At 31.0% G+C, this 4,334-nt stretch carries 4 protein-coding genes and 1 pseudogene; 1 reads left to right on the top strand and 4 read right to left on the bottom strand.

Annotated elements, in window-relative coordinates; all coding sequences use genetic code 11:
- Positions 1–365: 365 nt before the first annotated feature.
- The 3 genes from FTV41_RS15265 to FTV41_RS13740 all read right to left on the bottom strand — a co-directional run bounded on the left by FTV41_RS15265 (position 366) and on the right by FTV41_RS13740 (position 3,683).
- Positions 366–1,460 carry a hypothetical protein gene (locus FTV41_RS15265; RefSeq protein WP_257221975.1) on the bottom strand — a complete coding sequence of 365 codons (1,095 nt, stop codon included), beginning with the start codon at positions 1,458–1,460 and terminating at the stop codon, positions 366–368.
- A gap of 204 nt (positions 1,461–1,664) precedes the next feature.
- Entirely contained in the window at positions 1,665–1,823 is a 159-nt protein-coding gene (locus FTV41_RS13745) for a hypothetical protein (protein WP_168461597.1), read from the bottom strand.
- A 114-nt stretch (positions 1,824–1,937) separates the two neighbouring features.
- Positions 1,938–3,683: a DUF262 domain-containing protein gene (locus FTV41_RS13740; RefSeq protein WP_179996699.1), complete on the bottom strand. Its 1,746-nt coding sequence runs from the start codon at positions 3,681–3,683 to the stop codon at positions 1,938–1,940.
- 79 nt (positions 3,684–3,762) lie between these two features.
- Here FTV41_RS13740 and FTV41_RS15260 point away from each other — a divergent pair.
- Positions 3,763–3,879 (top strand): annotated as a pseudogene (locus FTV41_RS15260) (IS982 family transposase); the annotation flags it as partial.
- Positions 3,880–3,956: 77 nt separating this feature from the next.
- Here FTV41_RS15260 and FTV41_RS13735 read toward each other — a convergent pair.
- Entirely contained in the window at positions 3,957–4,244 is a 288-nt protein-coding gene (locus FTV41_RS13735) for a hypothetical protein (protein ID WP_179996698.1), read from the bottom strand.
- Between the last annotated feature and the right edge of the window lie 90 nt (positions 4,245–4,334).

Below are 4,334 nucleotides of genomic sequence, written 5' to 3'. Positions count from 1 at the left end.
TGTACACAGTGCACTGGGTTATGTATCGCCTTTTGAGTTTGAAGCAATGTACTATGATAAGATTAACCCGTTAGGTCAGGTGGCCTAACTTAAATAAAAAAGTCTCCGACAAACCCGGTACGGTTCAGTGTAATAAGGTCTTTGTATGGTCACCAATCCCTAACCCATCTTTTGAAAGATCATTAATAACTATTTTTTTAACCCAAAACTGAGTCACATTATTACCAATTGTCGAATAGCCCGTTGCTACCTTTCTTATAGTCTGCCTATCCAACTCATATCTAAATTCATTAGTTTCACCTAGATACTCCCACTCTGATGCTTGAACAGAACAAACACTACATAGTATTAATGCTAGAAATACTCTACTCATAATCAACCTCTATTTCATTACTCTCTTCTGTCCCAGTTTCACCATCGTTGGCTACCAAATCCGACTCTAGAGCTTCAGGTTTATCGTTGTTGGTATTATTATTAAAACCCTGACTCATCTCAACACCTAAACGTGAACCATCAGCATTATTATGCGGATATAAATCTGAATTTGTTTTAGATGGATCACTCGCATTTTGAGGTTGGTAATTTTTCTCTTGTATTTTCCTCTTAAGTAAGCCTATTAACTGAGGTTCAATTATTTCCTGATGATTAGATGCCAAATGACTTGTGTTAGTAGGAATGTAATAATACTTCTGATTTCGTGCTTGAACTCTATCCTCTTTTAAATATTCATCTCGATTAAAACCCATCTGCTTAGAAACAGCATCATCCATGATTCGAGCAGTATTATCTAGATAGAGGCAGTAGAGATTATCAATTTCTGTATTTACATAACAATCACGAACACTTCTCGCCACTCCAGAAATTCCAGAATCCGCCAGTATCTCTAGAAACTGATCTACAGCATCATTCATATAGCTATAATTATCTGTAATTGTATTATCAGTTGAATAAGAGTCAACTACTTCGTCATTAGATGTATCGGTGTAAAGATAATCTGTTGGCGTATCATCCACAGTTTCTTCATAAGAGGCTGTTTCATAATCAGAATTAGCCTCTTCAATTTTTGAATTTCCATTGACAACCAAAAATAATATTAGTCCTAATATCCCAACCCCCAAGATTGTATATAATACCACCCCCTTTGTATTTTTCTTTTCGGGTTTAGGAGTTACATCTAATAGTGTACTATCATAACTATATGATGATAAGGAATGAGATTGCGGTTTTGGACCTATTTTTTCTTTAAACTTTTCAAAAGCAACAAAAATACTTCCGAATACCAGAAAAGCAAAACCTAAAGTTAGAGGTACAATTACTGAGCCTAAAATAAATACGCCCACTACGCCGAAAAAGCTATGAGGTTCAATTATAGAATAAGCAACATAATAAGGTAGCAACAACAATGACAAATAAATCACTATATATATCGCAATATATAAAAACCCCAAGAAATATCCCATAACAATCCCTACATTTTTTGACTTTAGCAAAATTTTAATAACAATTATTTATATATTAACTTTAAGCTTACTATTGATGATCCAGTCAACTTGAAAGACATTATAAATAATATAGGTAATCTGTATTATCGTACTAGTGCTATCATATACCTTTTTATCCATGCACGACCGCCTAAGTGATCACCTTTAATTTCTGAAAAGCTATTACACAAAATTTTTTACTGGCTCTGTAAAACTCCACGAATGGCTGGCTTCTACATCGTTACAGACACAAATGGCTTTCGCGACTGAACGACTTTGACGATGTGGTATTTTCTCCAATACATCTGAAACAATCTCTAATTCAGAATAATGTTTTTTCATAGTCACTCCTCTTCCTAGACCATAAAAATAATATATTCCTCAAACTAAATTTATTGCAAATTCCAATTTTTTAGAAAAAATAAAAAAAATAATCAAAGTCGAGCCACACCCAAACTAACTGTCAGATAATAGTTCTTGATCACGCAAAAAATCAAAAAAGGCTTCTGAAATTTTAGCACTACGATTAATAATACTTTCTTCAGTAAAATCATTTAAAAGTACTAATTCAGATATTTCATATATTTGGCTTTTATCTTGATTCTTTCCTCTACGCTGTTCCCCACTATAAATCTTTTTCTTATCCTCAAACCGATAGTCAGATGCCTTTATATTAATACTTTCTTCCAATAATATCTTATTTCCCAATGACTCAAGATTATTTATATTATCTATGCCATTTTCCATCTGATATCTTTTTCTAGAAAAAATATGTTCTAAATGAAAGTTCTCAGTTAGTTGCAGTAATTTTTGCTCTTTAAGATTAAAAGCATACCATGTAATAATTGATCTAGTAACGTTTCTTTGATTTGTAAAAACATAAGTTTTAAATAATGTTTTAGTATTTACTTCATTAAACTTATACTTAGAGAATGTAACCTCTTTATTATTAACAATATTTACCATTTCATCATATACAGGAGTTCTTAAAGCATTCACTCCAGGATTTGTAATTGCATAAGTAAAAATAAATGCAGTGATTTTTTCTAAAAATTTTTGAAACTTTTCATCATCCAAAAAACCATTCTCTTTTTTATTATGTAAAAAATACGCTGATGTTATATTCTGCCACATACCATTTGGTGAATAATGCAATATATATAGTTTCTTCAGAATTTGATCCGAAAATCTTGTTTTATCTTGTAATTTAACGCTATACCAAAAATCAGCTAATTCTTTTAAATCACAAATTGTACTTTCCGAGTTTAAATATTTATACTTATCACGTTCATAAAACTTTCGTAGTGCTTCTGTTGTCGAACTTTTATTACCTTCTTTTGCTCGTAAATAATACATATATCGAGAAAATATCTCATCCATAGGCGAACTAAAAGTATTATGCATAAAGATATCATTGCAGACTTTTTCTAATTCTTTCCAAGCTTTGATAAATTCATCTTTTTTATTCAGCTTTCCATAAAATTTATAAAATTGAGCCTTAAAAATATCCGCATCAGATAATGGCAACCCTCTATCATTTAAAGTTGAAAAAATTCTTAATGCTGTATCTTGAGAATCAGCTTCAATTGGCAACAAAATACAGTTACCTAATATTCTTGCAGGTAAGTAGGCAAAATAACTTGGAAATTGTTGCAAAAATTCATCAATTTTCTTTTTAAAGAATAAATAATTAATTACATATCTACTCTTGCTATTTTCTATTATATTTCCAGTTTTAAGTAATTCTAAAAATTCACCTTTATCATCATCAGTCGCAACTTCAGAATCAATTTTTAATGATGATTTTACAGCCTCACCAAAAGTATCAGTTTTCCATATACAACTTTCAATACGCTTTTTAGTTAATTGAGAGCTTTGATCTTGCATGTTAGCAAACTTATCAAAAAATGCCCTTAATAAAAGCAAAAGTGTTGTAAGGCGCTGTTGACCATCAATTATTTCTGATTGATCATTTTCATTTTTGTATGTAACAATAGACCCTAAAAAATATTCGTCTTTCCGATCATCAAAATTATCAGCATTATTTTCAGGAAATGCGAAACTAAAAATATCATCCCAAAGAGTTTGGCACTGCTCCTCACTCCATGCGTATGGGCGCTGATAATCTGGAATTAAAAAATCTGCACGTTTATCTGAAAAAAGTTCATAAATTGTTTTTTGATCTACATTTAATTTTGACATTACTATATTTTTCAATTAAAAACCATTTAGCATTTTAAAGTATTTTTTTTTAACTGTCAGTTTAAAAAAATTATATTAACTTGAACATTCACGTCATCGTTCGGTAAATAACTTCATGGCAAATATCATGGCTGCTGTAGTGGCTTATTGTTTAAAACCCAATAAGCCAACTTTCCCAAATATGCTAAAAGACTAAGTTGATTCCGCTATGAGCCGCTTTATTATTGAATTCGGTGACCGCCTAAGCAATCACCTTTAATTTATGAAAAGCAATTACACAAATTTATTTACAGCCTCTTGTAGTTTTTTCACTACAGGTATATCTGCTTCAGCCCAATCTAAAGACCGCAGATTTCCCAGATCCAACCATGCCAACTCAATATGTTCTATTAATTTGATATTTCCATGTTCACAGCTACAAATAAAACAATGCATCACCAAATGAAAATCTGGATAAGTGTGCTCAACCGTAATCAGTAATTCCTTTGGAATAACTTGGATATCTAACTCTTCTAAGATCTCTCTGTCTTTGCACATTAAAGACTTAAACTGATGAATCATAAAATCAATAACTTACATTAGGTATGATTCAGTAAATTTACATTATAGTTCTAAACTCAATGAACTTTTAGTTTAGATAACCAATCCATT

It is taken from the genome of Acinetobacter sp. YH16051 (assembly GCF_013417135.1).
In the GTDB taxonomy this organism is placed as follows: Bacteria; Pseudomonadota; Gammaproteobacteria; order Pseudomonadales; family Moraxellaceae; genus Acinetobacter; species Acinetobacter towneri.
The sequence above is the reverse complement of the archived record's forward strand: the minus strand, read 5'-3'. Positions and strand labels throughout refer to the sequence as shown.